This is a genomic window from Alteromonas sp. M12 (assembly GCF_037478005.1).
GTDB lineage: Bacteria > Pseudomonadota > Gammaproteobacteria > Enterobacterales > Alteromonadaceae > Aliiglaciecola > Aliiglaciecola lipolytica_A.
In genome coordinates, this window is the sequence record NZ_CP144164.1 from 4,561,549 (window position 1) to 4,586,729 (window position 25,181).

Consider the following 25,181-nt stretch of genomic DNA (forward strand, 5'->3'; position numbering starts at 1 on the left):
GTTTAATTTTCAACTCAACCATCACAATTCAATCATTAAAGCATAAGCCTTAGGAGTAAAATGAAAAACTACTTTCAATTATCTATTCTTCGATCACTTTCATTACTCATTGTGCTTTTCATTGCTGTTTCATTCCGCACTCATGCTGCACAGCAATATGAAATTGACCCTAATTTAGATGAGTCAATTAAATGGTACATAGGTGCCACGGGAAAAGTGGATGATGGCAAGGCTAAAACACTGCTAGAGACCGCAGCTTTGACCAAAGATCCACTAGCGGTTATGTGGATAGCAAGAGTGTATTCAACCGGCAGAATGGGATATCCAGCGGATAAAGACAAAGCAAAAGCTATTGCTAGAGGCGTTATTGCTGATGTAGAAAAACTAGCAGAACAGCGGGTGCCCGAGGCAACTTTTTTGATGGGAACCGCATATGCAGAAGGACTGGCCAAAAAGGAAAATCCTCAAGAGGCAGTTGAATGGTATCGACGAGCCGCCAAGCTTGGCAATGTTCTTGCCCAACATAATTTAGGCAATGCCTACGCTTCAGGAACAGGAGTAGAGCAAAGTGACGAATTAGCTGTAAAGTGGTGGCTGATGGCAGCTGAACAAGGAGATGCCATTCCACAATATCAGTTAGGAGTGATGTATGAGACGGGCAAAGGCGTAACTAAAGATCTCGATCGAGCAAAAAACTGGTACCAACTATCAGCAGAAAAAGGTTACGGCAAGGCGAAAACTGCCCTCAGTAGATTGAACCGGATACACCGACTAAATAGATAGCCAGCGACAAAGCGACATGCTGCTCACAAAACTGGCTTGACCAAGACAGAAATGGATTAAGCATGAGTTAAGCAGACAGCGCCTGAATTCTAGTTTTCAATTTTGGTGATGCAAAATCTAGAAAGCTGCGCATTTTTTGCGGCATATACTTTCTAGTTTTATGAATTATATGCACAGGTGCCGCATCGGGTTCGAACTCTGGCAATATAATTTTAAGGGTTCCCTCATCTACCGCTTGTTTAACTTGGTAGTGTAATTGTTGGGTTATACCAACCCCATTAATTGCCGCTAAAACCGCAGATTCACTATCGGTAACGGTCAAGCGCGATCTAATATTCACATTAATAGCTACATTGGAGTCAGGGCGTTTATAACTCCAATGTGGTGTTGCCATAGCCGTATTGAGAGTGACACATGAAAAATTCACTAAATCATCAGGGGTCGCTAATCTGTGGTGCTGACTTAACACCTGTTGATTGGCACAGGTCACAATTCGCATGTTTCCCACTTGTGTTGCAATCATTGAGCTGTCGGTCAATTTACCAATTCTAAATGCCATATCTACCTCATCTTCGAATAGATTCACATTTCCATCTGACAACAGAAGTTGTACATTGATGTTGGCATACAGCGCTAAAAACTCGGTAACAATAGGCAAAACATATAGCCGACCAAACATCACAGGGGCGGTGACAACTAAATCTCCTCGCGGTTCTGAATATTCTCCTTTAACCCCGCGCTCAGCTTCTTCAACCTGCTCAAGAATTCTTTTACAGGCTCTGATGTAATCAAGACCAGACTCCGTAAATGATAATTTTCGTGTTGTTCTGTGGATCAAGCGAACGCCCAGCTGATTCTCAAGTTCCGATATTTTCCTGCTCAACGTAGGCAGCGGCACTTTCAGCTTCTTGCTTGCAACTGAAAAACTGCCTGCCTCTAAGACTTTTATCAGCATAGACATAGCTTGTAATCGATCCATTATTATCTCACTTTTTGAAAATATCTTTACCAAATTTACCGTATTATCTTTTAAATCACAAAATGTCATAGTGTATTGATTAATGAGCGGAATCAAAATCACTATGAGTAATCAACTACCTGTTAACCCTCAAGTAGCACAAGCATATGATCATGTGGGTATCAGAGTGAGTAATAGAAAAATCTCCCTTCAATTTTACCAACGTCTTGGTTTCAAGGAGACATATCGAATTCCTGAAGGTGAAGCGAATGAAATGGTTACATCAGCAGGTGTGCGCATTAACCTTATTTTTAATGGCGCAAAAACTAAAGATCAAAAAAATGTACTTCTTGATGAAGCAATAAAGAAACCAGGCATTACCCATCCTGCATTTATAATTGATGATATGAATGAATTTTTAGACTGGTTAGCGAAAGAAGGCATAAAAATTACTGAAGGCCCCAAAAAACTAGGGCCTCGCAGAATCTCATTATTCATCCGTGATCCAGACGGAAATGTTCTTGAATTTAACCAATTACTACCTAAGGAAGGAAACAATGAAGCTATATGATTTAGAACTATCAGGCAATTGTTACAAAGTAAGGTTATTCGCCTCACTTGCAGAAATTCCGTTAACTATTACCCCAGTGGACTTCATGCAAGGTGAACACAAAGAAGAACACATATTGCAGTTAAATCCTTGGGGTGAGATTCCAATTTTAAAAGACGGTGACGTGGTTTTGCGAGATGCACAAGCCATTCTTGTCTATCTAGCAAGTAAGTATGGCGGTGAAGCTTGGTGGCCAAGTGAGCCACATTTACAAGCTGACGTGATGCAATGGCTGTCTGTGGCATCGAATGAAATTCAACACGGCCCTAACACCGCTAGGCTAATTGAAAAATTCAATATACAAAGCGATCTGAGCCTATGTTTAGAGCGTTCAACGCGAATATTAGAGTTAATCAATAACCACCTTTTCAACCACGATTGGTTAGCAGCAGGCCGACCAACCATTGCAGATTGTGCTATATATCCCTACATCTCCGTTGCTCATGAAGGAAACATCACAATGATTAAATACACCAATATTACAGCGTGGATGGATCGCATTGAACAGCTACCTGGTTACATTTCAATGCCAGGGAACTAAGCAACTAATCGCTCAGAAAGGTAACGATAAACTGATTTAAAGCGGTGGCAATGAATAGTCAGGACAACAAAGGTAAATATTCATTTACCTTTGTTGGTTGTTTTTAAAGCTCTATGAAAATAATTGCTCCCTCTGTTCTTAAGGAAAATAGAATAGACAAATTTTAACTCTCCCCTCCAAAACCACTAATCAGTCTAAATTTAAATAATATCTTGTTGGACATCGATCAAGCTCGTCAGTTAGGCGTAGATCATTGTTCCACTTATCCAGTTCATTTTGACTCATTCATCTAATTGTTATTATTCGTGCGTTTTTGTTAAAAAAATTAAACAAAAAAACACATCAGTATAAGCTTCAAAAAACCGCACAAAAAAAACTTAACCCATTGTTTTAATGTCTATTTTTAAGGCTGTTGATTATATGTCAACAGCCTGTTGCCTATATGTTACTTGAGCGCTCAATTTTTAAGATGTAAAAACTACCACTTCGAAACAAACATAAAAATAACAAAAAAATAACAGTGGCTAGGAATAATGTTGTCAAAAGATGTGAATAAACAAATAAGTCAGACCGAAAAAGAGACATTTTTTGGCAGTCAAACCAACGCAAAAGAAAATGTTTTGAACAAAGCAGAAGCGTCAAGTGCAGGTATTGATGACCATGCCAAAGAAGTGCTTAATTATATCCATTCGTTACCTCCGGCATACGAGTTCGAACCTAAATATGTTAGACAGTTTAGAAAGAACCCATATGAGCATGCAGAAGTTACAAATATCATCAGGGAAGATATTACTATTCCTTGTGAAAACCATGAGTTAGCCGCACGAGTTTATAGGCCAGCCTCCTCACATGAAAATCTGTACCCTACACTTATCTATTTTCATGGGGGAGGTTTTGTCCTTGGCGACATTGAATCGTACGACAAATTTCTTGCTCAACTTTGTGTGCAGTCGAATGTTGTTATTATTTCTGTAGCCTATCGATTAGCGCCAGAAACAGTGTTTCCCGGAGCGATAGAAGATACCCAAGAAGCCACTGACTGGATTGTGGAAAATGCACAATCTCTTAACTTGGATTCAGCTCGAATTGCATTGGGTGGTGATAGTGCAGGAGCTAACCTTGCAACCGTTTATTGCTTACTCAATAAGGATAAATTCAAACCCTATTTTCAGCTATTGATTTACCCCAGCATTGCTGGAAATGATTCCACACCAAGTCGTGAAGCTTTTTCTAAAAATTTACTGCTAACCGAAAATTTATTGAAATGGTTTCATCAGTTATACATTAGTAAAGAACAAGAAAATGATCCTCGCTTTAACGTATTAAAAGCAAAGGATTTTCAAAATTTACCACCTGCTTTTATTTTAACTTGTGGTTTTGATCCCCTTAGGGATGAAGGCCAAATGTACGCCGATAAACTCACTGAAAACGACGTAGAAGTTAAACATTCTTGCTATACCGACATGTTTCACGGATTTATCAACTTCGGCGTATTACAACAATCAAAAGACGCAGTCTGTGAGTGCGCAATGGTGCTCAAATCGGTGATGTACCAGAAGTAAGATGCAGAAAAAGTAAGACAAGTTTGAAATTAAAACTACTCTATCGGGACACACAATATGAAAATAACTAAAATATTAACTTCAAAAAAATTACTCGCTATTTCTATCACTACAGCATTAGCTTTCTCTGCAAATGCTCAACAAACAAAAAATAGTGAAGACGAACCTGAAAAAATTCAAGTTACAGGTTCATACATTAAACGCACCTCAGTTGATGCTGCAGAGCCTGTACAAGTGCTAGATTACAATTACATTCAGTCTACCGGTGCCACCACGGTTTCAGAGCTGATCGGAAAATTAGCGATTTCTTCCGGTGCTGAAAACCAAGCTGACTCTTTTTCACAAGCCGCTAGCCAAGGAACAGGTAATGTGAATTTACGAGGTTTAGGCTTAAGTTCAACATTGGTGCTCATCAATGGTCGTCGTCAAACAATTTCAGGGGCACTGACCAATGATGGCAGTGTATTTGTGGATACCAGTCATATTCCTATTGATGCCATTGAGCAAATTGAAGTGTTAAAAGAGGGTGCCGCATCTACGTATGGTTCGGATGCCATTGCCGGTGTAGTTAACTTTATATTACGTAAAGATTTTGAAGGGTTTGAAATTAACGCTTCAATCAGCAAAGCCGCCGATAGTAGTCAAAAAGACACTGACATAGGCTTTTTATGGGGAGCTGAATTTGACAACACCTCGATTGTAGTATCAGGTCATTACCTAGACAGAACACCGCTAACAATTGCTGATAGACCTGAGTTAGGTGATGTAGCATTTAGCTCTTTGGGTAATTCATTCTTACTTTTGGCTGATGCTGAGGTAGCCGATGGCCCCTACGCTGGGAGCTATGGGGCCTTTGAAAATGTACCTGACCCCACCTGCTTAGATGATACCTTAGGCATGATAATTCCCCAAGCATATGGTTCACGCTGTGGTTTTAATTATGGGCCTTTATATAACTTGGTGAATACTGAAACCCGTGCACAACTGTATAGCAATATATCTCATGATTTTGACAACGGAATTGCCTTATCTGCTGATATTAGTTGGAGCTCAAATGAGGTAAAAGATAACCCTCAATCACCCAGTTACCCGGACTTAACTTTTCCATACATTGGTCCTACAGACTCAGGTAACCCATTTGGTGTCGGTGTCGTTTGGTTAGGTCGACCATTAGGAGCTGACTATGAACCCGCTTTATCACCCCGTGAAAATGATACCTTCCGCACCTCGTTAAGTTTAGTCGGTGACTTTGATAATGGTTGGAGTTGGGATACAGCATTAACTTACAGTAAAAATAACTATAAGCAGTATCAGCAAGACCAATTGAAATCAAGACTAGTAGCAGCATTAGCAGGGGTGGGTGGTCCGAATAACGATGAGCTGTTTAACCCTTTTGATCGCTCTAGCCTTAGCCAATCAGTTATCGATGACTTTACCTACATGACAGAATCAGAGAAAACCACCGATTTGTTGGTACTTGATGCTGTTGTTAGTGGTGATTTATATGAAGTTTCAGCCGGAGCAATTGGTTTTGCGGCTGGTATTCAAGCGCGAACTGAAAGCTTTAAAGTTGAAACCGATGATGTCAATGAAATCAGATTTGATGACGAAGGCAACCCTATCCCAGTTGATTTAATCTTTCTACAAGGTTTGTCAGAAGTTGATGCTGATAAAAACACCTTTGCACTGTTTGCTGAAAGTGTTATCCCTGTTTCAGAAGACATTGAAATAAAAGCGGCACTGCGTTACGAAAAATTAGAAAATGATTCAAGTGTCGATCCCAAAATAGCCGTTCGCTGGCAAATATCTGATCAATGGATCATGCGCGCATCTGCAAGTACCGCCTTTAGAGACGCATCGTTATCACAGAAAAATGCTTCATCGGCAGTTATTACCAGTATTACCGATTACAACGATGACGGTACCGCAAAATCCAGTGCCTTTGTTGGGGTAATTGCTACAGGTAACGAGGATTTAAAGCCTGAAGAATCTGACAACTACAATATAGGTTTGATTTTTAAACCAACGGATAACTTGGATTTTAAATTAGACTTCTGGCGTGTTGATTATACCAATTTGATCACTGTTGAAAATGCTCAGGGGAAGTTGATTGATGATCCAAATGGTGTAGATATTATTCGTACTGATGCTGGTTTCTTATCTTCTGTCAAAGTTAACTACTTTAATTCATCGTCGGTAAGTGTTGAAGGTATTGACTTCGAATCGACATGGACTTTATCAGATCAGTTTAATATTAGTTTAAATGCATCGCATTTTAATTCGTACGAACTGACTAAAGATAACGGTGAAGTAGTTGAAGCAGCTGGCTCGTTTAATATTGATAACTTTGCTCGCTCAATGCCTGAAACCAAAGGCTCTGTAAACTTTAATTGGTTGGGTGAAAGCCAAAGAGCTTCAATTAATGTTAACTATGTATCAAGCTATGACACTGGAGTAGATGTGTCCGCTTTACCAAACGAAAGTTCAACAGTAGACGCATTTACAACTGTAGATATGCAATATTCGGCTAATTTTTATATTACCGATGACAGTGAAGCTGTATTAACCTTAGGTATTAAAAACCTACTCAATGAAATGCCACCACGTGCTTATATTGCTGAAGGCAGCTTAAGTTATGATCCTAAACAACATAACCCACTAGGCCGTGTACTCTATGCGAAAGTGAAATTAGCATTCTAAATTCGATCCCATAGTTGCAGAAATCAAAGAGGGGGCTTCCCCCTCTTTCCAACAATAAGTTAAAAAATATGTCATTTGTTTTCAATACCACCAAATCAATTGTTAATGCACCTAACGCTGCATCCGAGATAGCTGAATATTGTTACAAGCTCAACATTAAAAATGTCTTGCTAGTGACAGATCCAGGTATTGTCAGCCTTGGGCTACATCAAAAAATAACGACCAGTTTACAAGACAACGCAATAAACTTTGCGGTGTTCAGTGAAGTCGAGGTAGATCCTCCAACAGAAGTCATTGAAAACGCAATATCATTTGCCAGAAAGAACAATATCGATGGCGTAATTGGTCTAGGTGGAGGTAGCTCATTAGATACGGCAAAATTAATCGCGGCACTTACTGATTCTAAGCAATCCCTAAACGACGTCTTTGGTATCGACAAACTTGAAAACTCAAGACTGCCATTAATCCAAATTCCAACCACTGCTGGCACAGGATCTGAAGTGACGCCAATTTCTATTGTCACCACAGGTGAAGCAATGAAAATGGGAATAGTGTCGAGTGTACTACTACCCGATATTGCGCTGCTAGATGCCACTCTGACAGTCAAACTCCCTCCGCATATCACTGCTGCCACAGGCATCGATGCCATGGTGCATGCCATTGAAGCGTACACCAGTAAGATTAAGAAAAACATTTATTCAGATATGCTCGCGCTGCAAGCCTTAACGTTGATGTCGAAAAATATTCAAACTGCAGTGCATCAAGGAGAGAATTTAGCTGCACGCTCTAATATGATGCTAGGTGCAACTTTGGCTGGTCAGGCATTTGCCAATGCGCCCGTAGCCGCTGTTCATGCTCTGGCTTATCCATTAGGTGGTCATTACCATATTCCCCACGGTTTGAGTAATTCGCTGGTATTGCCCCACGTACTGAAGTTTAATATGCCGGCTGCAGCGCACTTGTATGCTGAGTTAGCCGAAGCCATCATTCCTGATACCTGCTCCATGCTTGGTTCTGATACCGAAAAAGCAGAAGCCTTTATCCAACATTTAGAATACCTAATTACAGATATAGGACTTCCCACTCGCTTGGAGAGTGTGGCGGTTACCCAAGACTCTTTAGTCACACTGGCCAAAGATGCAATGAAACAAGAACGCTTATTGATTAATAACCCCAGACCGATGAACGAAGCAGATATTCTAGCCATTTATCAAGCCGCTTATTAGTTCCTTCTAATTGTTAGATGAGATAGTGAAATGACTGAAAAAACACTGAGCAAAGTAGAATCAAGTGCAATACTAAGCGAATCTCCGAAGCAGAGTATTTATGCTGCCTATTTAATTTTTATTTTATTATTAGCCTATACATTTTCGTTTATCGATAGACAAATTTTAAGCTTATTAGTTGAACCTATGAAGCGCGATTTGGACATAAGCGATACGCAAATGAGTTTGTTACAAGGCTTGTCGTTTGCTTTATTTTATACCCTCATGGGGCTCCCTTTAGGGCGGCTAGCTGATAGTAAAAGTCGCAGAGGCATAATTGCTTGGTCCATTTTCATCTGGAGTTTAATGACCGCAGCTTGTGGTTTAGCAAAAAGTTATTGGTCGTTGTTTTTTGCACGCATGGGAGTAGGTGTTGGTGAAGCCGGACTATCTCCAGCAGCGTATTCACTTATCGCCGATAGCGTACCGAAAAAACACTTAGCCAAAGCCATTGGAGTTTACACCATGGGTATCTATCTTGGTGGTGGTATGGCGTTAATTGTTGGCGGCATGGTTATCCAATGGGCTTCTACATTTTCGTCCATCTCCTTACCGATTATAGGTGAAGTTTATGCATGGCAAGCGGTATTTTTAGCCGTCGGTCTGCCAGGGCTGCTGCTAGTACCCTTTCTGTTTACCCTAAAAGAACCTGCACGAAGTGAAAAACAAGAAAAGGCGGTACCAGTAGCCGAAGTTGTTCAGTTTTTTAAAAATAATAAAAAGACAATTTTATTACATAATTTTGGCGCAGCCCTAGCTTCGGTTGCCGGTTATGGTGCGTTGGCTTGGGTACCAAGCTACTTAATTCGCGTACATGGAATGGATAGTGGTGAGGTGGGCCTAGCATTTGGTTTAATCGTTTTAATTTGTGGTGCTGGCGGTGTCATTGCTGGCGGAATAGCCGCTGATAGACGTTTCAAGAAAGGCCAAAGTGATGCGAAAATAAGGGTGGCGATGTGGGCAATGATCATTGGTATTGTTCCAACCTTAATTTACCCCCTTATTTCTGATCTCACAGTGGTTCTGCTCATCCTGGCAATTTCAACGTTTTTCGCAAACTTCATGATGGGATTAGGGCCTGCAGCAATTCAAGAAGTTGTTCCGAGTAATATGCGAGGACAATTTAGTGCTTTGTATCTATTCATCGTAAATTTAATCGGCTTAGGGCTAGGTCCAACATTGGTTGCTTTATCTACAGATTACATTTTCGGTTCACCGGAGATGGTGGGATATTCTTTGTTGTTAGTCTCATTTTTTGCCATGGCAGGCTCAGCTCTATTGCTAGGAAAATGTTTACCTCATTACCGCGCAACTTTAGTTTCGCTAGAAGAGTCGTCAACTAAGTAACAATCGTCAACCAAATTAGAGCCTTCAGCTAATTAACAATCGTCAACCAAATAAACGTTTATTTGTTCATCGCGGTTAACCCATAAAGGTTAATCATCGATGTTCTTTGCCAATATAAAATGGGGTTAAAATGCTATCTCTAAAAGATCCGTTGTTGTTAAAAACACAACTTTTTATTAATGGAGAATGGGTGAAAGGTGACTCAGGAAGCACCTTTCCAATACTCAATCCAGCCACTGGTACAGAAATATGTAAGCTGGCTAGCGGCAATAAAAATGATACCAATATTGCTATACAGGGCGCTCAAAGTGCCATGCAAAAATGGCGTCAAACCACAGCAAAACATAGAGCAAAAATATTGCAAAAGTGGCATGCCCTGATTATAGAAAACATAGACGATTTGGCATCAATTCTTTGTGCAGAGCAAGGAAAGCCCTTAGCAGAAGCCAAAGGCGAGATACTCTATGGCGCTGCTTATATCGAATGGTTTGCAGAGGAAGCCAAACGTATTTACGGCGATGTTATTCCAAGTAATAACACTAGCCAAAGACTATTAACCATCAAACAAGCCATTGGCGTGGTTGCCGCTATAACGCCTTGGAATTTCCCAAATGCGATGATCACACGCAAAGTAGCACCAGCATTGGCAGCTGGTTGCGCGGTTGTACTGAAGCCAGCAGAAGCCACGCCGTTAAGTGCTCTGGCGCTGGCCGAATTAGCAAAAAGGGCCGGTTTACCCAAAGGGTTACTTTCCATTGTTGTGGGTGCTGATGCCATAGAAATAGGCAAGGCGTTAACCGATAGTTCACTGGTCAGAAAACTATCCTTTACTGGCTCTACTAAGGTAGGAAAGCTGTTAATTAAACAATGTGCCGATACGGTTAAAAAAACCTCAATGGAACTGGGCGGTAATGCTCCTTTTGTGGTGTTCGAAGATGCAGATATTGATAAAGCAGTGCAAGGCGCTATCGCTTCCAAATTTCGCAATGCAGGTCAAACTTGCGTCTGCGCAAACCGGTTTCTTGTGCAAAGGAGTATTTATCAAGAATTTACCGATAAGTTTGTTGCCGAAGCCAAGAAACTAAAAGTGGGAAATGGCAATGATGAGGGTATTACTATCGGGCCATTGATTAATGCTGCGGCGGCACAAAATGTACACGCATTGGTGACAGATGCTGAAAAAAATGGCGCAACTAAGGTACTAGGCGGAGCAGCAACCCACTTGGGTGCTAATTATTATCTGCCAACAATTTTAACCAATGTCACCCCTCAAATGCGCATATTCAAAGAAGAAATTTTTGGCCCTGTTGCCCCTATAATTCCATTTGATACTGAAGAACAGGCCCTTGAATTAGCCAATGCCACTGAAGCGGGATTGGCTTCTTATGTATACACCCAAAATTATGCAAGAATTTGGCGATTTTCTGAAAACTTAGAAAATGGCATAGTCGGTATAAACGAAGGCATTATTTCTTCAGAAGTAGCACCTTTTGGTGGAATAAAACAATCGGGTAACGGTAGAGAAGGTTCTAAATACGGTATCGACGATTACATCGAGATAAAATATCTCTGTATGGGTGGCATATAAATTAGGTTAACGGTAGTTAACCTACCACAACTGCCATTAGCATTAGTCTAAAAAGTCTTTATCCCACTGTTGTTGTGCTTGCTGAGACTCGTTAACTAACCAGTCTCGAAAAATCTTGAGGGTCTGATTATTTTCATAATTTTCAGGGCAAACAAAATAGTAAGACTCTTTTTTCAGCATCATATAATTATGGGCGACCACTAATTTGCCTTCTTTTAAAAGAGGATCAGCTAGTGGTCGATACATGGGGATAATCCCTAAACCATCAACAGCGGCTTGAGTAGCCACAGCAACATTATCTAAGACAATATTTTTTTTATCCGTTTGTAGCGCGGGATAGCGACTCGTTGACAACCATTGAGCCCATAACTTCGACAAATGACCATAGTGCAACCAATTGTAGTTAGCTAACGCGGTGATATCTTCAGGATCATGAGATTCGTCGAGCAAAGATGGGGAGCACACAGGTTGCACATATACGTCGATAAGCTTGTCGTAGTGACAACCTTGCCATTGATCTTCTGTTCCAAGACGAATAGCCGCATTCATATTTTCACCAGAAAAATCAATTGAATCTTTACCGGTATCGAAACTGTTGGTAAAAAATGACAAAGTAAGTTCAGGGTGGTGTTGCTCAAGCCTACAAAGCCGACTCATTAACCACGTTGAATTAACAGTAGCCGAGATCCCCAACTTTAGTTTTCGGTTTTCGCTACCATGATGCACTGTATCGGTGGCAACCTTTAAATCTGCAAAAACATTCGATATGGAGTTCGCGTAAATGACTCCTTGCTCAGTCAACTCTAAGCCCACTTTATGGCGTTCAAATAATTTAAATCCGAAATACTCTTCCAAATTTTTAATCTGCCGACTTACTGCAGATCGAGTAATGAAGAGTTCATCGGCGGCTTTGGTAAAACTTAATAAACGAGATGCGGTGAGGAATACCCAAAGAGTGTTTAGCGGTGGCAAACGTTTAGACATAAAAGCCCTTTAAAACCAATTGGTTAGCTTAAAACTGCTATACTTGAACGAGCCTTAGAGGAAAACTCCTCCAAAATTCAATACTACAGGAAGTCACTTTTCAATATATTTGATATGCAAGACAATATATCTTAACCCTATCAGATCAGCAAATTAGCCCAGCTAAATGCTGGTGATAACTTGCGGGGTCCCCCAGAAGTCAGCCGTTGAAAACTGCAGGGTCAAAGCCGTTGAAACCTGCAGGGTCAAATCAGTTTATTTCGCGATCATACTAGCGGTTTTGGGGTTACTTAATAACTCTTCAAATACTTGCCAACGTGTATCGACGTTATTTGCAGTGCCTCCATTTGATGTTACATACTCGGCTACCAAGTCTTTGCCAAGATTGTAATTGATAACATAACTGCGATATTTATCGATAAAACGTGTTCTTTGATAAGCTTTTTCTTGGCTATACAGCTGGTATTTTTGCATTATTTCAGCCGCTTCATCTCTTGTGATCATCCCGTTCAAATATTGTCTTGCAGCTTCATTTCCAGCATAAGTTAATTTTCCGATTAGCTCATGTACTTGGTAATACAAATCGGCCTTACTTACATCTAAACCAGCTAAGGGAAACAATACTTCTTTTTCATAGTTAAGTCGTGATTCGCCAGGGAAGGCAACGTCGATCCCGTAATTAGCACTGCCTTCAGCAATTAAAGACTGGGGCGAAAATAATTGATAAACGGAAAATTCTATCCATTGATTTTCCTTCACCAATTTCTGTTCTAACAAAGCATTGTATACGTGATGTCCTGGGTATCCTTCGTGGGCAGCAAGGTCTATTGCGCGGGTGATATAAATAGGAAAATCAATATTAATTTGAATAAGACTTTGCGCGTTACCTTGATAATAGTTATATCCGCTCCACGCCTTATCGGTAACATATTCCAATACAAAGTTTTCGTTTTCAGGCAGAGAAATTTTAGCTAAGGTGCGTTTGCGCGCCTCTGCAATTGCGGTTTTAAATACTATATCTATCTTATCTTTTGGAATTTCAAATTGGCTGGTAAAATCAACATAGCGTTGCGATAAAGCCCCTTCTCCTGGCAATAAGCCGTTTAGCTGAGCAAGCAGAGCGTCAAAGTATTCAAGCTCAAATTTGGGTGGTGCGGCGTCATATAACAAGTTCGCTTCTTGGTCAAAGCTATACTCTTTCCCAGCTAACATATTTACTTTTGTTTTGATCGCAATTAGCTGTTTTTCTAGCATTTCTCGCCGGGCTTGCTGGTCTGTTGGAATAGCATCGTCTGCCAGCTCTTTAATCTCACGAATTAATATTTCGACAGTTGCGCTTAACTCATCGGCAGGAAAAGCAGCCCCCTGCTCTAAGTCATCCGGCTTGAGCTCCTCTGGTCCGTAATAGGCATCAACAATATCACCGTCAAACTGCCCTACCTGTAATACCAGTTTTACATAGTCTGTGGCGATACTATTTAAATCCCGTTGCACAATCTTACTTTTAACATCTTGATTGGCGACGGCCTGGTTACTTTCAGTGGTGGTATTGCAGCCAAATAAACTGGCGATGAGAACGACCAGAATCGGTGATTTTTTCAATCTATATTCCTTAATATCAGTGAAGGGGTCAGCACAAATTTCAAGGATTTAAAATGCCGACAAGTGCCATTTGATGAATGATAAGGGAAAGTGAACCTAGCCCGCAACCTCGGTGATTTTAAACAACAAACAACGAGTAAAGCAAAACCTTGCTACATAAATAGCTGAGTTTTGCGGTTTCGTGGCGTCTATTGTTTTCACTGCATGACACAAAGGTGGCGATTTTTGTGTTTTTAATGGCTAGCTTTTTCGCCCCAAATTTCTTCTAAACGCTGATCACGACCACAGTTCCAACGGTATATTTTGTAGCGAACGGGGCTTTTTTTATAAAAATCTTGATGGCCAATCTCTTCGCCTTTAATTGGGTAAAAACGGCTTGCCGCTAATACAGGAGTTACCAGTTTTTGTGCGGGAAATTGAGTCTGTACAGCAGCTTTTGATTTTTCAGCAATCGCACGCTCTTCATCATTAGCAACAAAAATTGCACTTAAGTAGCTGTGACCTTTATCGCAAAATTGTCCTTTAGCATCGAAAGGGTCAATATTAACCCAGTAGTGATCTAAAATTTGCTGATAACTCACCACATTAGCATCATAAGTAATTTTAACCGCTTCATAATGTCCACGATGATTGCCGTTGTATGTGGGATTAGGCGTATCACCACCGGTAAAACCTGATACCACATCAGATACGCCATTTAATTTCTCAAAATCAGACTCCATACACCAAAAACAACCACCCGCTAGGATAGTCTCATCAGCTTGCACATTCGCCGTAAAAATCGACACACTGAATATCAGCGCAGACAAAATAGTTTTCATAAACATCCTTCAAACAACAATCGTAGACCCACCAAAATGTGGCACTCTAAGATAAAGAACAGGAAAGTCGCTTTCTGCTTTCATTAATGTGTGCTGCTAATATTTTGTTTCGGAAAACCAACAAGAATTTTGCACGCCATTATTTATATAAAATCGTTAAACGATGTTTTGGGTATTGCGTTTGCGGGAATTATCAGTTGCTATGGGTTGCATGGGGTAACTTTACCCCATGAGTCGTCGAATGGAACTGATCAACGTTCGCTTAAAACAAGTCTCAATGCGAGCGCGGTAAACACGGTTCCGGCAATTCTATTCATAATCACCTGTGCTTTTGTCGATCCTTTTAACCAATCTCCTAGATAGCCCGCAAACCATGCAATCAAGCTAAAGATAACAAGCGCGGTAATAATAAAAACAGCGCCAAAAACTAACATTTGTAGGGTAACTGAGCCTTTACTGGGATCGGCAAATTGAGGAAGAAAAGCAAGGAAAAATATCGCTACCTTAGGATTGGTAATATTCATAATAATGCCCCGTGAATAGAGCTGCTGCCAAGCTAGCTTTGCGTTTCCTGCTGCTTCTAATCGAGTGGCACCTGCGCGAAAAGCCTGAAAAGCTAAGTAAAGCAAATACACTGCGCCCACGACTTTAAGAATATTGAACGCCAGTTCGGAGGTTTGAAAAATGACAGCGACACCTAGTGATACAGCAGCAGTATGCACTAAGAGCCCAGTGCAGAGTCCTAGTGTCACTAAAATCCCTGCTTTACGACCATTCAATGCCGACTGGGTTAAAACAAAGATATTATCCGGTCCAGGTGCAACAGAAAGTGCCGCCGAAGCTGCCAAAAACATGAATAAGGTCTCAATGGGTATCATCTATGTACGCTCTTTGATTGCCTAATGTATAAAAACTCGTTTCTCACCCTTTCAAGATTACCCAGCATACAACGCCCTGTAAACCGGTATAGCCAGAATTCTTATGAGTCAAAATATAGGGATAGTCGAATAGAGTTTGCAGCATTGTGCGCTAAATCTCCTCCAAAAATGCACATTTCCGCGTTTTATTTAATGCTAAATTGCACACGAATTAAACGCATGAATGCGAATAACAAGTAGCTTTGTGAAGAAAAGTGAGTGAATTATGTTTGAAAAAAAATATCGAATAAGAGAACTATGCATTGCCAGTGTTTTGTCATTGTTGGTCGCTTGCGGAGGCAGTTCATCAGATACTGCGCTTGCCCAAGATGATAGTGACACTGATACAGGTTCAGGAACAGATACAGGTTCAGATACCAGCACCTGCGACACTCCGATGACAGAGCTATCCAGCGCTTTTCTTGAATTCGTAGCTGCACCAAATGTTACCGTTGTGCTGTCTGAAGATGGCTGCACAGTCGCGCTTGAATCAGCAGGTAAACCCGACCACACATCGTCCTATTGGGATTCAGGCAACGAAAGTGGTTTATATGTTGAACCTGAAGATGCTGAATTATTTGATCAGCAACGCTCACCGGGTGATATTGAAGATTATATTAACGACTATGATTTAACCGTTCCGGTAAATCCTGAGCTTGCCGCTACTTCATCTGCCACACCTCTTGGCGCTATTGGTATTGCCATAAGCGGCGCTCCCATATTCAATGATTCAGAAGGTAACGGTGACGTATCTTTAGGAGTTATTCAAGGATTCGACCGCAATGGTGCTCACACAGGGCCCGAAACCTACCATTATCATTTAGAGCCTAGGGCAGTTTCATATGATGATGATTCACTGGTTGGGATTATGGCCGATGGATTTTTTATATTTGGAAGACGCTGCTATTCAACAGCTGGCTACCCAACGGATCTAGATGAGTCCAATGGCCATACGTCGGTCACTCTGTACACTGGCGGATCAGAAGAAGATGCTGAATATCATTATCATGTTTCAACCGAACAATACTTGAACGGTGACTACTATTTAATCTTCCCAGGTAACTTTCAGGGTACACCGAGTGATATCAACTGATAAGCAAAGGTTTTTTTGCTTAGGCCTGCGCTCAATATGTGTACTGGCAGTGCTGATGGTGGCTGCCATAACGGCGGCAACGACATTAGCACCTGTTAGGCCGCTTGTTATTGAAAAATCAGAAATTTCGATAAACAGCCAAGGGCAGCGGGTATACCAAGACGAACCCTTTAATGGTGACATGGTGAGTTACCACCCATCAGGAAGTATCGCGACCAGCGACCAATTCGTGAATGGTAGGCGTCAGGGCCATGCAAGGAAATGGTTTGAAAATGGGACTTTAGGTTATGAGTCCCACTATGTTTCAGGTAAACGTGACGGTGACACCAAAACATGGTGGATCAATGGTAATCCACGGTCTCACTTTGTGTATGTCAATGGCAAAGCAGAAGGCACCGCTTGGCGCTGGTATAGGAACGGTGCCAAGTTTAAGAAATTTAACTATCTCGCGGGCAAACCCATAGGGTTACAACAAGCCTGGCGATTAAACGGAAAACTATTTTCCAATTTTGAATACAAAAATGGACGGATTTATGGTCTTAGAAAAGCAAATAACTGTGTTGGGGTTGAAGATGAAGTCGTTTCACCAGATTACTACCAAAATCAAGCAAACAATTCTCTTTAGCGGATTAGTATTAAGTGCGTTTGCTCACGCATCCGATACTTTACCTTACTATAATAGTGAAGAATTTACGCCTATCTGGCTAGAGCCAGATAGTAAAGAGCTTGAAAACTTTCATCAAATTCCGCCGTTTAGTTTTATTGATCAAGATGGCAAAGAAGTAAGCGAAAAAACCTTTGAAAATAAAATCTATGTTGCCGGATTCTTCTTTAGTACTTGCCCAGGAATTTGCCCATCGATTAGATCGAAATTGATTGCGGTTCAAGAAAGGTTCATTGATGATCCTGAAGTGAAAATTCTTCAACACTCTATTAGACCAACCTCTGATTCAGTTGCTTTGTTGAAAGATTATGCGGATACCAATGGCATCGTTAGTGGCAAATGGCATTTAGCCACCGGAGATAGGGACGCGATATATTCACTTGCCAAGTCGGCCTATTTCGCCAGTGAAGATTTGGGTAACATTCAAAACACAGATGATTTTTTACATACCGAAAGTCTGTTATTGATTGATCAAAACCGACACGTACGTGGCATATACAATGGTCTTAACAAAGCCTCTGTGGCCTATCTAATAGCCGACATTGAAAGCTTAAAAAAGACAAACACTGCAAAACAATAAGACCAGCAAAACCTGCGGGATCTGCCCCGCAGGTTTTTGCTATTTTTGAACGAGCTTAGCGATTTACGCTATGACAGTTAGTACAGGCACCAGACACTTTCCCAGCCAAGTAATAACTCGGTTTTTCCAAAGACGCGGCAATGCGTGCATTGTCTACTTTACTTACAAAGTCACGCATATAGTCTTGAAGAAAAGGGTGACTGGCCCCCGCATCTCCTGCGCGCAATCCAGAAGCTATCTTTTCAATATTCTGCAAAGTAGATAATACTTGCTGTTGTTGCTTAGCAAAACCGACACTTTGTGGCTCATGTTGCTGGCTTAACGCAAACTCCAATACCCGCATTTGTTGCGCGAGACGATCCATATCCGAACGTAGCTGTGACGGCTCCACGTATTTGAAATCAGGTGGGTAGGTTACTTTTCTGAGATTAGCGGCCATCTGACTTGAGCATCCCTGAATTAACGTAATGCTGAAAAACAGCAGGGAAACGGAGAATACAAATAAACTTTTGTGCATTTTCATCTTATAGCCGCCTTATCATTATCAAAAAGTTAGCGAAAAATTACAGCGCTTTCTCAGTCTCGGTTATTTGCGCGAATAATTGATCTTTAAGTACCACACGTTGTTTTTTTAACGACTCTAAATAATCGTCTGAAACAGCTTCATTCTGTTCTTCAATATGATGAATTTCTTTATTTACATCATGATACTGATCAAATTGTTTAGCAAAATGTCTATCGTTCATTTTAAGATGACGAATAGTATGATGATGTTCTGGAAAGTCATTAGTTAGTGTATGTTTTTCTATTTGCATGCTGAAATTTACCTTATGTTTATCGCTCTAATTGGATAACTTCAGTGTACTGCTTAGGTAGTCTTACATATTGATCTAGGTCAGGTTTAGGGTGATAAAACGCTGAACTTATAGCGCTGCTAATTTCCTAAGTATGCAACCTGCTTGTGGCAATGGCATTTGATTTAATTAATTGTAGTCGAATTATAGAATAGTGCTGGTTACAACTGAATTTGACCGCCACTGCGCAGTGCCGGAAATTTTATCTACAAACAACAGGTCTAATATATCGATAGTATAAAAGCTATTAGGGTGACAACTCACTCATAGCTAACCAATTGACACTGTCCTATATGCATGGAGTAACCAAATATTGTGAACAATACGGAGATTCAAATTGGCATACCATGCGTATATGAGCAATTGTGTTTTTGGTCTGGAGTAGGAATCGCTGCCTTATTTGTTGGCATAATAGCGGCAATCGTTGTTTCTGTTTGGCGAGACAAAATAAAACAGCGGAAAAAGCGCGAAAAGCGGCTAAGGCAACGAAAAAGCAAGTTGCAATAGTTAACAGTGCGTTTTTCTGATCAACGAGTTTTGTGCCGCGGTTTTTCAGGTTACTTAAGCGCTGGTTGTAAATACACAGTACCTTCTTTCATCACAAAAACAACGTTCTCAAGTAAACTGATGTCATCTAATGGGTTGCCTTTGATCGCGACTATGTCGGCCATTTTCCCTTCTTCAATGCTGCCAAATAGCTGTTCTTGCTGGAGAAGCTTCGCCGAGTTGATAGTAGCTGCTTGTAGGGCTTGCAGTGGTGTCATACCAAACTCTACCATTCGCGAAAACTGTTTGGCGTTGTCACCATGGGGGTAAACCCCTGCGTCGCTGCCAAATACCATATTGACGCCCGCCTTTACTGCTTTTCTGAAGTTTTCACGCTGCTTTTTACCTACCGTACGTTCCTTCGCTAAACTTTCCTCTAATATGCCTGCGTTTTTGCCTTCACTTAGAATAAATTCAGTAACGTAGATATCCATAGAAAAGTAAGTTCCGTTTTTCTTAGCTAAAGAAATCGCCTCGTCATTAAGAAATGAAGCATGTTCTATTGAATCTACACCCGCCTTTATCGCACTGACAATACCGTCGGTTCCGTGTGCGTGAGCCGCCACTATTAATCCTCGCATATGAGCTTCGTCAACAATGGCTTGCATTTCTTCTAGCGTATATTGCTGAACGCCTACTTTAGTGCCTTTAGATAACACCCCACCTGTGGCGCAAAACTTAATCACAGTTGCGCCGTACTTAATATTCTCACGAACTTTTTTACGCACTCCCCAAGGACCATCTGCCACACCATCGGCTGTCACTTTATATTCAGCAGGCAACAGATTGTTATCACAGTGCCCACCGGTAACACCTAAAGAGCTTCCTGCGACAAACATCCGTGGCCCTTCAATGTCGCCATCATTAATCGCATCACGCAGTGCCACATCGGAAAAACCTGGAGCGCCTACATCCCGCACGGTAGTAAAGCCAGCCATTAAAGTTACTTTCGCATGTTTTGCGCCCGTTAATGTCACTCTAGGTAAAGAGTCAGCTAAGCCACTATAACCATGTTGTTGTGAATCGGCAGTAAGATGAACGTGCATATCGGTCAGACCGGGTAAAAGTGTATGACCGCTCAAATCGACGGTGTTTTGCGGCATTGGGGCACGCTTATTGGCGGTAATTTTGACAATTTTACCGTCTTGAATTTCTAATAACGGACGCGTGACCAATTTACCGGTTTTAACATTCACAAAGGCGTCTGCATAAACAAACTGAGTGTCTGCAATGGCCAGAGTATTTAACGCAAATACGCCAAAAACAGAAAATAACATGCTGCGAATGAGCTGAAATCCTTTCATACCTTAGATACCTTTTATGAGTGTGATTGTATTTTTACTATACAATTTTTTATGAAAACAATACTAATGGATAATTACGACACGCCAAATAGCCTGAGAGGTTCTGCTTACTTTCTTTTTAATGCAAAGTGCTTATTTCTCAATTAAATAATCAGAATCCAGTGACCAAAAGTTATTTTCGAGTCTTTTCAATGGCCGTTCTTTAGAACCAGGTTCGGCATTGAATAAGATCAGGTTGATAAGGTCAGAACTGACGGCTGGATTACTATGAAAATAATCATGTCCAATAAAACTGCCCGACTTTGGTACTTTGATTAAGCTCACATTTCCTACTGAATTAAAGATATTGCGCTCATTGAGATTAACATCTTTGGTATTTAATCGACCAAAACTCAAGCTGTTTGTTAACCATTGGGAGATACCCAAGGCGCTATCTTCTTGAGACGTATAAATAGTAATTTTTCCAAAGGCTGGCCCAAATTGTTCGGCCATTAATCGCTGTTTAATAATCCCAAAATCGAGATCTGGCGCCGCCAGAATGAGGTTTTCGATACGTAAGTCTTTCCTTGGGTTTCCGCCACTGGCTCTATTCTCAATGATCAGCTCCCGTAGCGTTGTGGTGACGACATCAGTACCTCGACTGTGGGCAATAATATGAATGTTTTCGATTTCAGGATTTTTAAACAGTAATCGTAAGGTTTCTTTTAAATGGAAAATCGTAAATTGTCCCGACTCTCTATCTGCAAAATAGGCATTCAAGCCTTTTGCCGCCGCAGGCCAAGAATATACGATAGGCACACCTTGGCGTTTTAGAAAATGCCAAATACCAGCAAGAGTAAATACGGATTCATTAAAAGTATTATTGAAACCGTGAACAAATAAAATTACGTCTTTATTTTCACTTTGTTTTAAACGTTGGCTAATATTGTTGTTGAGTTGATTTTCATGAAAAGACTTTTGCGCGAGAATTTCTTCGTCAATTTGAAGTCGATCTCCTACCCGTCTAAATTTATACGGCGATAAAGGAAAGCGTCCCTGCTCGTCGACGTTTTCTAGTACATAGGTTAAATCAGCTGAACGATTTTGCAGGTTACTTTGCGCTAATAATGTATTCCACGGCAATAACTTATCTGCAAAATTCACTTTGGCAACACCATAAGCAATTGATGGCGAACGACTCGCATCGTATATAACTCCTTTTTGCTCAGAGCTACCTCGGTCTGTCACATATATCAGTTCCATACTGGTTTCACGCAGAGCTTCGGGCACCTCACTTTCTGCATAAGGCGTATTGATAAATACATTAGGTGTCGGCATTAATTTTGGAGCGGAAGCACACGCAGATATCAGCAGAACTAAAAAGGAGATAAAAACTGAGCGTTGAGCTCTGTGGTGAAACATAGTTATTCCTTTTTCGCTTGTTCGGGAATTTACAAGGCCAATACAAAAAGTAATAACCAAGGGAGCAAAATATAACAGATTTCAAATCTGTGGCCCAACAGATTTGTCGGAAATGCTTTGCCTGAGAATCAGGTCTTATATATCACTAAAAGATAAAGAGGCAGCGTAAACAATATGGAAATTAGCATTGGTTTACCTTGCGCGTATGAACAGCTATGTTTCTTGTAAGGCGTGGGCATCGCCGTTTTATTTATCAGCATAATCGCTGCAATTATTATCTCGGTATGGCGAGACAAAATAAAACAACAGAAAAAACGCGAATTGCGGAAAAAGCAAAGACAAAAACGTCGGCAAAAGAGCTCATAAAGATGCCTATCTTACTTTTCCCGCCTTCTTATACTGTGGACTCGAATTGGCTGATTAATAAAGTAATACATTACTGAATGACGCTATTTGTCAGCTTTATTAAGTTCTTTTCGAACTGCAGAACTTCCGGGCTTTGGCAATCCAAGGTTTTAATTCCGTGCTCAAGACCAGCAAGGATATGCCCGCTTTTTTCCAGTGTGAGGAAGCTATCTAAAAAATCAGCAAATTCGCCGCTCGCGGGGCCGCAGAATCTCTCACATAAGGTTTGAAATTCGGGGTTTACACGATAGACCTTGCCTATTCGTATGCCGCCAGCACTACCTGCGTAGTTGCCCATCTGGTCTTGATAGTCAATCACTCGAGTGGTGGTGCGGGTATCCACTACTTTGGTTCCTTCACGAAAACAAGCATCCTGACGATTGCCGGTGAGTTTTGCCTTACTTACCGCGAAGCGACTGAAGTCGTAAATGTATTTGCTGATCAAAAGCGATGGGAACTGCAACGATACATCAGTATTTTTGGCACCTTTGAGCCCTGCCTCAGCGGCTAGGTCAAAAAACCGTTTAAGATCGGCTGTTCCCGCTTTCTTGGCATATTCAGCTTCCAGTTGCTGGTTTATTTTGGCAATCGTTTGAATGTCATAGCGGTAGATAGCATCTAGATACACACCTCCGAGCATTGAACAATAAGGGGAGGAATCACAGGTGCCAAATACTCGCTGATTAATCTTCAAACGTGCATATGACTTGGCTTTCTCGCTCATATTATGTTGGGCGATGGATACTGAACCTTGATAACTAAGATTAAACCTCATGGACTCCCACCGGTTAACTGAACCTCGTTCATAAAAATGTAGCTCTATAGCCATAAAACGTTTGCAGTGCTCCCGCACTCTTGGCAACACCTCTTCACTAACAAATCCTTCAAATCCGATTTTATCATTCCCTTTATAATTGGCCTTAACCCATTCATCACGCTCATCTATGGTGCTATCGAACTCTGCATCGACGTGAGCTATAGAGCCGTAACAAAAGGGATCATTGCGAGGATAAAGCGAGAAAGGACCGATTTGGCCAAGGACTTTATCTACCCGGTCTAGCTGTTTTGGGGGTGTTAATGCGTCTATACCGTCCTCCCCGAGCGCGGTACGAGCTGCACTTGACGGGTTATACTGAGTTCGAGTGATGATGCCATCACGATAGCGAAATACAAAGTTATCAAAGTCGTAATAACCATAAGAATCTGACCAATCTTGCATAGACAGACGAATGTTATAGTTTGTCCGAAAGCCTGCAGCTCCAGAGCACGTTTTTTCGATAGCAGGAATAACCTGTTGAAGTACAAATTGTTCGAGATTCGGTTTGAACAACTGAGCTCGTTGTTTGGGGCTGAGCTTATGCTCTACCCGCAAAGGGATCGTTTTGGGAAAACTTCCTTTATTTTCCAACTTACACCAACCGGACAACGAACCATTATCGTAAGGCATAAGTTTTAATTTATCAGTCTGAAGCAGAATGTGTTCAATAGCTTTGCTCTGGGCGGCAACGAATGAAGGAGATGACAGCAAAAAAAGTGAAATGACCGAGGCCATAATGAACTTTAGATTCCTGAAAACGCTATGTCTTCCCAGAGCATACTTTTGTAGACTTTTTTGTGACCTTGTCATGGGTTAGCCTCCATGAAGAATAAAGACTTCAATTGGTATTTAAGGAATAGCAGAAAATCCCTGATTGGTCTAGCCGCTTACGGATCACGCTTCAAATGACAATGAGTAAACCATAAGCAATTGATGGCAAACGACTCGCATCGTATATAACCCCTTTTTGCTCAGAGCTACCTCGGTCTGTCACATATATCAGTTCCATACTGGTTTCACGCAGAGCTTCGGGAATATCGCTTTCTAAAAAAGGCGTATTGATAAAACCATTCGGTGTCGGCATTAATTTGGGACTGGAAGAACAAGCAGATAACAAAAGCACTAACAGCGAAATAAAAACGGCAAATTGGCCTCTAAGGTGAAACACCTTATTTGTTCCTTTTTTCGCTTGTTCGGGAATTTACAAGGCCAATACAAAGGTAATAACCACGGGAGCAAAATATAACAGATTTATTCGACCTTAGGATTTTCGTTGGTATTCGGTATAAAAATACACCTTGACTACCCTGCATATTGAGAGTACTTTAGTCCCAAGGTTTGAGAAAAGGCCTGTTTTTGTGAATCCCTCGTTGTTTTCCATTTGTAGTAATCTAGTCATAATAGTTTATTTGTAATACTTCGCGTTATCCTCAGTACAATCTCCATTTTTCACGCTCAATTGCCAAATTTTTTGGCACAATTTTAATTATTTCTAGGATATCTATTATGTCTAATACAACTACTGGTTCAGTAAAATGGTTTAACGAAGGTAAAGGTTTTGGTTTTATCGAACAAGAATCTGGCCCTGACGTTTTCGCTCACTTCAGCGCAATCGTTAGCGATGGCTTTAAAACGTTAGCTGAAGGACAGCGCGTACAATTCTCTGTTACTCAAGGTCAAAAAGGCCCACAAGCAGAAAACATTGTTTGTATCTAAACCGCTTTAACTAAACAGATAAAGCTAATGTCAGATTTTGCTCATATGTAAATGTGAGCAGAAGACTGACATACAATTAAGTCCAACGAGTTATCAATACTTTTACTCGTTTTATTATTTCGA

Annotated in this window: 23 protein-coding genes; 12 read left to right on the plus strand and 11 right to left on the minus strand. The window is 40.9% G+C overall.

Going from position 1 to position 25,181, the window contains the following annotated elements:
- Nucleotides 1–60 precede the first annotated feature (60 nt).
- A complete protein-coding gene (locus VUI23_RS19595; RefSeq protein WP_342805577.1) occupies nt 61–783 on the plus strand; it encodes a tetratricopeptide repeat protein in 723 nt (240 codons plus the stop codon).
- A 67-nt stretch (nt 784–850) separates the two neighbouring features.
- Here VUI23_RS19595 and VUI23_RS19600 read toward each other — a convergent pair whose 3' ends face one another.
- A complete protein-coding gene (locus VUI23_RS19600; RefSeq protein WP_342805579.1) occupies nt 851–1,762 on the minus strand; it encodes a LysR family transcriptional regulator in 912 nt (303 codons plus the stop codon).
- A 103-nt stretch (nt 1,763–1,865) separates the two neighbouring features.
- On the opposite strand from VUI23_RS19600, the gene VUI23_RS19605 reads away from it, so the two are divergent.
- The 7 genes from VUI23_RS19605 (at nt 1,866) to VUI23_RS19635 (ending at nt 11,354) form a co-directional block, all read left to right on the plus strand.
- Nucleotides 1,866–2,312: a VOC family protein gene (locus VUI23_RS19605; protein ID WP_342805581.1), complete on the plus strand. Its 447-nt coding sequence runs from the start codon at nt 1,866–1,868 to the stop codon at nt 2,310–2,312.
- Nucleotides 2,299–2,892 (plus strand): glutathione S-transferase, encoded by a 594-nt coding sequence (locus tag VUI23_RS19610; protein WP_342805583.1) that lies wholly within the window; start codon nt 2,299–2,301, stop codon nt 2,890–2,892. The genes VUI23_RS19605 and VUI23_RS19610 overlap by 14 nt, the downstream gene beginning before the upstream one ends.
- Before the next feature lie 533 nt (nt 2,893–3,425).
- Complete coding sequence (locus tag VUI23_RS19615; RefSeq protein WP_342805585.1) at nt 3,426–4,454, plus strand: alpha/beta hydrolase; 1,029 nt, start codon at nt 3,426–3,428, stop codon at nt 4,452–4,454.
- 57 nt (nt 4,455–4,511) lie between these two features.
- Nucleotides 4,512–7,154 carry a TonB-dependent receptor gene (locus VUI23_RS19620; RefSeq protein ID WP_342805587.1) on the plus strand — a complete coding sequence of 881 codons (2,643 nt, stop codon included), beginning with the start codon at nt 4,512–4,514 and terminating at the stop codon, nt 7,152–7,154.
- Nucleotides 7,155–7,222: 68 nt separating this feature from the next.
- On the plus strand, nt 7,223–8,380 hold the full coding sequence (locus tag VUI23_RS19625) for an iron-containing alcohol dehydrogenase (protein ID WP_342805588.1): 1,158 nt from the start codon (nt 7,223–7,225) through the stop codon (nt 8,378–8,380).
- A 30-nt stretch (nt 8,381–8,410) separates the two neighbouring features.
- Nucleotides 8,411–9,766 (plus strand): MFS transporter, encoded by a 1,356-nt coding sequence (locus VUI23_RS19630; protein ID WP_342805589.1) that lies wholly within the window; start codon nt 8,411–8,413, stop codon nt 9,764–9,766.
- A 130-nt stretch (nt 9,767–9,896) separates the two neighbouring features.
- A complete protein-coding gene (locus VUI23_RS19635) occupies nt 9,897–11,354 on the plus strand; it encodes an NAD-dependent succinate-semialdehyde dehydrogenase (RefSeq protein WP_342805591.1) in 1,458 nt (485 codons plus the stop codon).
- 42 nt (nt 11,355–11,396) lie between these two features.
- Here VUI23_RS19635 and VUI23_RS19640 read toward each other — a convergent pair whose 3' ends face one another.
- The 4 genes from VUI23_RS19640 to VUI23_RS19655 form a co-directional block, all read right to left on the minus strand.
- Nucleotides 11,397–12,338: a LysR substrate-binding domain-containing protein gene (locus VUI23_RS19640; protein ID WP_342805593.1), complete on the minus strand. Its 942-nt coding sequence runs from the start codon at nt 12,336–12,338 to the stop codon at nt 11,397–11,399.
- 255 nt (nt 12,339–12,593) lie between these two features.
- Nucleotides 12,594–13,940 (minus strand): hypothetical protein, encoded by a 1,347-nt coding sequence (locus tag VUI23_RS19645; RefSeq protein ID WP_303500691.1) that lies wholly within the window; start codon nt 13,938–13,940, stop codon nt 12,594–12,596.
- A gap of 233 nt (nt 13,941–14,173) precedes the next feature.
- Entirely contained in the window at nt 14,174–14,761 is a 588-nt protein-coding gene (gene msrA, locus VUI23_RS19650) for a peptide-methionine (S)-S-oxide reductase MsrA (protein WP_342805595.1), read from the minus strand.
- A gap of 251 nt (nt 14,762–15,012) precedes the next feature.
- Nucleotides 15,013–15,615, minus strand: coding sequence for a LysE family translocator (locus tag VUI23_RS19655; RefSeq protein WP_342805597.1), 603 nt, complete (start codon nt 15,613–15,615; stop codon nt 15,013–15,015).
- Nucleotides 15,616–15,904: 289 nt separating this feature from the next.
- On the opposite strand from VUI23_RS19655, the gene VUI23_RS19660 reads away from it, so the two are divergent.
- From VUI23_RS19660 to VUI23_RS19670, 3 genes are read left to right on the plus strand one after another with little or no spacing between them, the layout of a single operon-like run.
- Entirely contained in the window at nt 15,905–16,771 is an 867-nt protein-coding gene (locus VUI23_RS19660; protein ID WP_216048640.1) for a YHYH protein, read from the plus strand.
- Nucleotides 16,758–17,396, plus strand: coding sequence for a toxin-antitoxin system YwqK family antitoxin (locus VUI23_RS19665; protein ID WP_342805599.1), 639 nt, complete (start codon nt 16,758–16,760; stop codon nt 17,394–17,396). The genes VUI23_RS19660 and VUI23_RS19665 overlap by 14 nt, the downstream gene beginning before the upstream one ends.
- The gene (locus tag VUI23_RS19670) at nt 17,344–18,015 is read left to right on the plus strand and encodes an SCO family protein (RefSeq protein WP_216048639.1); all 672 of its coding nucleotides are present in this window, start codon (nt 17,344–17,346) and stop codon (nt 18,013–18,015) included. Before VUI23_RS19665 ends, VUI23_RS19670 begins: the two co-directional genes overlap by 53 nt.
- Before the next feature lie 55 nt (nt 18,016–18,070).
- Here the strand turns inward: VUI23_RS19670 and VUI23_RS19675 are convergent, their stop codons facing one another.
- From VUI23_RS19675 to VUI23_RS19700, 6 genes are all read right to left on the minus strand, one after another.
- Nucleotides 18,071–18,538, minus strand: a complete 468-nt coding sequence (locus VUI23_RS19675; protein WP_216048638.1) for a hypothetical protein — start codon at nt 18,536–18,538, stop codon at nt 18,071–18,073.
- Nucleotides 18,539–18,578: 40 nt separating this feature from the next.
- Nucleotides 18,579–18,830, minus strand: a complete 252-nt coding sequence (locus VUI23_RS19680; RefSeq protein ID WP_216048637.1) for a YdcH family protein — start codon at nt 18,828–18,830, stop codon at nt 18,579–18,581.
- A gap of 596 nt (nt 18,831–19,426) precedes the next feature.
- Complete coding sequence (locus tag VUI23_RS19685; RefSeq protein WP_342805601.1) at nt 19,427–20,719, minus strand: amidohydrolase family protein; 1,293 nt, start codon at nt 20,717–20,719, stop codon at nt 19,427–19,429.
- 132 nt (nt 20,720–20,851) lie between these two features.
- Nucleotides 20,852–22,120, minus strand: a complete 1,269-nt coding sequence (locus VUI23_RS19690) for an alpha/beta hydrolase (protein WP_342805603.1) — start codon at nt 22,118–22,120, stop codon at nt 20,852–20,854.
- 436 nt (nt 22,121–22,556) lie between these two features.
- On the minus strand, nt 22,557–24,152 hold the full coding sequence (locus VUI23_RS19695; protein ID WP_342805605.1) for a hypothetical protein: 1,596 nt from the start codon (nt 24,150–24,152) through the stop codon (nt 22,557–22,559).
- A 91-nt stretch (nt 24,153–24,243) separates the two neighbouring features.
- On the minus strand, nt 24,244–24,510 hold the full coding sequence (locus tag VUI23_RS19700; protein WP_342805607.1) for a hypothetical protein: 267 nt from the start codon (nt 24,508–24,510) through the stop codon (nt 24,244–24,246).
- Nucleotides 24,511–24,848: 338 nt separating this feature from the next.
- Here VUI23_RS19700 and VUI23_RS19705 point away from each other — a divergent pair, with 338 nt between their 5' ends.
- A complete protein-coding gene (locus VUI23_RS19705) occupies nt 24,849–25,058 on the plus strand; it encodes a cold-shock protein (protein ID WP_216048631.1) in 210 nt (69 codons plus the stop codon).
- Nucleotides 25,059–25,181: the final 123 nt, after the last annotated feature.

What these genes read in the sequence shown, in the direction of transcription:
- msrA (WP_342805595.1), bottom strand. Translation starts at nt 14,761, where the DNA reads ATGAAAACTATTTTGTCTGCGCTGATATTCAGTGTGTCGATTTTTACG.
- VUI23_RS19630 (WP_342805589.1), top strand. Translation starts at nt 8,411, where the DNA reads ATGACTGAAAAAACACTGAGCAAAGTAGAATCAAGTGCAATACTAAGC.
- VUI23_RS19610 (WP_342805583.1), top strand. Translation starts at nt 2,299, where the DNA reads ATGAAGCTATATGATTTAGAACTATCAGGCAATTGTTACAAAGTAAGG.
- VUI23_RS19635 (WP_342805591.1), top strand. Translation starts at nt 9,897, where the DNA reads ATGCTATCTCTAAAAGATCCGTTGTTGTTAAAAACACAACTTTTTATT.
- VUI23_RS19675 (WP_216048638.1), bottom strand. Translation starts at nt 18,538, where the DNA reads ATGAAAATGCACAAAAGTTTATTTGTATTCTCCGTTTCCCTGCTGTTT.
- VUI23_RS19655 (WP_342805597.1), bottom strand. Translation starts at nt 15,615, where the DNA reads ATGTTTTTGGCAGCTTCGGCGGCACTTTCTGTTGCACCTGGACCGGAT.
- VUI23_RS19685 (WP_342805601.1), bottom strand. Translation starts at nt 20,719, where the DNA reads ATGAAAGGATTTCAGCTCATTCGCAGCATGTTATTTTCTGTTTTTGGC.
- VUI23_RS19620 (WP_342805587.1), top strand. Translation starts at nt 4,512, where the DNA reads ATGAAAATAACTAAAATATTAACTTCAAAAAAATTACTCGCTATTTCT.
- VUI23_RS19660 (WP_216048640.1), top strand. Translation starts at nt 15,905, where the DNA reads ATGTTTGAAAAAAAATATCGAATAAGAGAACTATGCATTGCCAGTGTT.
- VUI23_RS19600 (WP_342805579.1), bottom strand. Translation starts at nt 1,762, where the DNA reads ATGGATCGATTACAAGCTATGTCTATGCTGATAAAAGTCTTAGAGGCA.
- VUI23_RS19690 (WP_342805603.1), bottom strand. Translation starts at nt 22,120, where the DNA reads ATGTTTCACCACAGAGCTCAACGCTCAGTTTTTATCTCCTTTTTAGTT.
- VUI23_RS19615 (WP_342805585.1), top strand. Translation starts at nt 3,426, where the DNA reads ATGTTGTCAAAAGATGTGAATAAACAAATAAGTCAGACCGAAAAAGAG.
- VUI23_RS19595 (WP_342805577.1), top strand. Translation starts at nt 61, where the DNA reads ATGAAAAACTACTTTCAATTATCTATTCTTCGATCACTTTCATTACTC.
- VUI23_RS19670 (WP_216048639.1), top strand. Translation starts at nt 17,344, where the DNA reads ATGAAGTCGTTTCACCAGATTACTACCAAAATCAAGCAAACAATTCTC.
- VUI23_RS19640 (WP_342805593.1), bottom strand. Translation starts at nt 12,338, where the DNA reads ATGTCTAAACGTTTGCCACCGCTAAACACTCTTTGGGTATTCCTCACC.
- VUI23_RS19605 (WP_342805581.1), top strand. Translation starts at nt 1,866, where the DNA reads ATGAGTAATCAACTACCTGTTAACCCTCAAGTAGCACAAGCATATGAT.
- VUI23_RS19680 (WP_216048637.1), bottom strand. Translation starts at nt 18,830, where the DNA reads ATGCAAATAGAAAAACATACACTAACTAATGACTTTCCAGAACATCAT.
- VUI23_RS19625 (WP_342805588.1), top strand. Translation starts at nt 7,223, where the DNA reads ATGTCATTTGTTTTCAATACCACCAAATCAATTGTTAATGCACCTAAC.
- VUI23_RS19695 (WP_342805605.1), bottom strand. Translation starts at nt 24,152, where the DNA reads ATGACAAGGTCACAAAAAAGTCTACAAAAGTATGCTCTGGGAAGACAT.
- VUI23_RS19705 (WP_216048631.1), top strand. Translation starts at nt 24,849, where the DNA reads ATGTCTAATACAACTACTGGTTCAGTAAAATGGTTTAACGAAGGTAAA.